3 protein-coding genes are annotated in these 3,265 nt (G+C 36.1%); all 3 read right to left on the bottom strand.

Translation table 11 applies throughout. The annotated features are described in order from the left end of the window. Positions 1–500 (bottom strand): hypothetical protein (locus AAC037_RS22375; RefSeq protein WP_339905748.1); only part of this gene is annotated, 500 nt, incomplete at its 3' end. Continuing rightward, a complete protein-coding gene (cas3, locus tag AAC037_RS22370) occupies positions 497–2,623 on the bottom strand; it encodes a CRISPR-associated helicase Cas3' (protein ID WP_339905747.1) in 2,127 nt (708 codons plus the stop codon). The genes cas3 and AAC037_RS22375, both read right to left, overlap by 4 nt. Further along, on the bottom strand, positions 2,620–3,204 hold the full coding sequence (locus AAC037_RS22365; RefSeq protein ID WP_339905745.1) for a hypothetical protein: 585 nt from the start codon (positions 3,202–3,204) through the stop codon (positions 2,620–2,622). Before AAC037_RS22365 ends, cas3 begins: the two co-directional genes overlap by 4 nt. Between the last annotated feature and the right edge of the window lie 61 nt (positions 3,205–3,265).

The raw sequence follows: 3,265 nt of genomic DNA, 5'->3' as shown, positions 1-3,265 counted from the left end.
TTTGTGAGTGTAGGATCGTTAAGGTATTTTCTATAGACTTTCCACCCCTCAAATGTTTGGAGGGTAATTTCTGGATTGTCAAAAAGTATGGTATAACCTCCTGCTACCCCTACCCCTAAACCACTTCCTATCCAGGAAAGATAAACCTCATCTTCATCAAATGGCACAAACACATCACTTACTAAACCAGATGTGCTAGCATATTCTTTAGTTTCTGAGGCCGGATAACCTATAGCAAAACTCGCATCAGGTATTTCATTTTCAGCTTTAAGAAATAGGTTTTCCAACTTTTCTCTTCGCTCATTTTCATTCAGCAAATGGGGCTTTTGTCCTTTTTTCATTTGAACAAAGGGAGAATTTGTCACCCATTGCATATATTTAGAATGGTTAAAAAAAAGCTGCCAAAACTCTTCCTCAAAGAACTCTTTGGGAGAAAAGTTCTTTCCATATTTGGTATTGTAGGCCTTTAAAAATGTTCTCCCTACTACTGATGTAATCATAGCATTTGTCTATTTATATCAAAATTGGATTCATTAATAAGACGTACTTCCAGTCCCATATTCTTGCTATAGGCTTTATCCGGTATAATAAATGGTCTGCTACCTTTTTGAGATTGTCGCATATTCTTCACACTGAAATATCTAATTGGTATTTCCATATTTAACCTGTCTTCAAACAAAGTTTGATTATAATCTTCTTCATCTCCTTCTGTGATACAGGTAACAGAATCAATTTCCAACAATTCAAAAAGAAAGGACTTGGCCCGATGAGTAAGCTTATCAATTCTAATACTTCCATCCTCTTTGAATACCGCATGTTCTTCGATATTTAAAAAGTTTATCGAAGGAAATACTTCATCGATTTTACATTGTAGTTCCTTTTCCTTTAACACCTGACCATCTGGCAACACATCGAAGGTTCTCTTTAACACCTCTAAATCATAAGGTTTTGCTTCGAAAGTATTTTCCGGAGGAGCTATGACATATATAGGTTTATATTTTCCAATGGTGTAAAAAGTCCTTTTGCGATTGATTCTTCCAAAACGCTGTACCAAAGCATCTATAGGTGCGCAGTCAGTAACCATCACATCAAAACTGATATCCAAACTGACTTCAACGATTTGTGTTGATACTACAATACAAGCTTCAGCACTTGAATTGTACTGATGTATCAGCTCATATTCTTTTTGATTTCTATCTCCCCTTTTAAAGCGACTATGGAGCAGTAATACCGGTACATTTAAGTATAATTCCCGGATTCTTTCAAACGTTTGCTGGGATCGTTCTACCCGGTTACATACTATTAATACCTTCTCTCCATTATTTATAGCCTGAGAAATATTTGGAAGTGCGCTCTCAAAACCTTGTCTTTTATACACTAAATGACGGTCAAACTTATTCAATTCATCGGTAGTCAATTTGACTTCCAAAACATCTTGACCTAAAACAGATTTAATTTTATCATAAAGCACAGTAGGCATAGTTGCTGTACCAATATGAATTTTACAATTAATAGACTTCAGTATCTGCACCAGCTTCAAGACAATAGCTTGAGAAACTCCTGTATAGGTATGGATTTCATCGAGAATGATATCACTCCCCTTCAAATCAAGAATAAGAGCTTCATAACCTTTCAAACCAAATGCAATAGAAGCCAATTGATGAGGCGTCATTATTTTGATAGAAGAACCAAACAAAGATTGTAAAACGGACTCCTCTTCTCCATTAACTCTTTTTACAACGCTCGATGAAGCATGTAATACCCTAATGTCCAGATCAGGATTCGACTCCTTTAAATCCTCGTCAACTCTTTCTAACATTGCGTTGATGGATGCCTGAAATGGAAGCATATAAAACACTCTGTCCGATGTTCTCCTAAATAGGAAATCTGTCTTTCCCGCCCCTGTGCATGCTACTACTATGGTGTGGGTTTTATTTGAAGATGAATCTTTTTTAGAAAGTGGAAACAATTCATGTGTTCTTCCATAAAAACTGAGATCTGGAGATTTGAAACTTCTTGATAATTGCCGGTCTGTTTCATCAATTAAAGCCGAAGCAAAATGATCAGCGCCCATCAATAAACCACGCAATTCTGAAAAGCCTCGCTCTTTCGATTTTTCTAGGGTAATCATTAAGGCTTTATCCAAATTTTCCCTAGCAATAGACTCATCAAAAGGGGCACAAAAAATCCCTAATTCATTTAATAAATTAAAAGCACCTGGGCTCCATTTATTCCAATCCCCTAAATGAAAATCCTCATATCCTTCAACCTCATCATCTATATCTAATAACCCTTTTCCTCCAATATCTCTTTTTACCGATTTATGGTGACCAACAACCATTTCTATTAAATTATTATGCTCATCTTCAGGAAAAACTGATAAAAAAAATAAGGAGCTGATTTCATGTCTAAGAACTCTATTGTCATTGGATATTCCTTTTAATCTTTGCTGAAAACGAGGATGTGCTTTACCTATATCATGTAATATAGCACCCTTATAAGCTAAGCTTTCATCCATACCAAGATGCTGTGCAAAAAAACTAGCCGCCTTTGCTACCTGTAGTAGGTGTATTTTCAATGAAGTCCACTCAGGGCCAGACTTAGCAAATAAAGTTTCCATCATAAATTATTAATAGGGTTCCCAACTATTCTAATCCAGCCATACATGGGAGTTTGACTTACTCGATGATAACCGACTAAAAAAGTCTTTTCATTTTTTTCAAATACAAGCTCATAACCTGGATACAAATCACCATCTTGTTCAAAACCTGTTTTGCTGCACTCAGAAATTTCAATTGGAAACAAAACATCTTCATTCCTGCACAAACATATATGCTGTTGTAATGCTTCATGGGCATCTTCCATAGAGTGAAAAGCAAGGTATAAAACAGGGTTTAGTATCACTCCCCTATTTAATATGGCTGTTGGTCTGTCAAATAAAAACTGACTTCCCTTACGCTTTGAGTTCCACCCTCTAATCTGAATCATTTCTTGTTGATTGCTGATCTGGTCATAAGAAAGTCTGTGCCCCACGATTTTATGTATCCCTACTTCCTTTAGTAGCTTGGGAAACAATTTCTTTTCTATTCCTTCTACGATGGAAGGGGTCAAAAACTGTTGACTAAAAGTTTCACTATCCCTAACTGCAGTCCAAGGCTTAATAAAACCAAATGGGCCGGAATATTTTACCACATAATAATTCATCTTCAATCAATTTAATGCTCCAAAACCAATCCCTGTACTATGGCCAATACCTACATTCCAG

Origin of the sequence: uncultured Cyclobacterium sp., assembly GCF_963976465.1 — a bacterium.
Classification (GTDB): domain Bacteria; phylum Bacteroidota; class Bacteroidia; order Cytophagales; family Cyclobacteriaceae; genus Cyclobacterium.
Note: the sequence above shows the minus strand (reverse complement) of the source record. Positions and strands in the feature narration are given on the sequence as shown.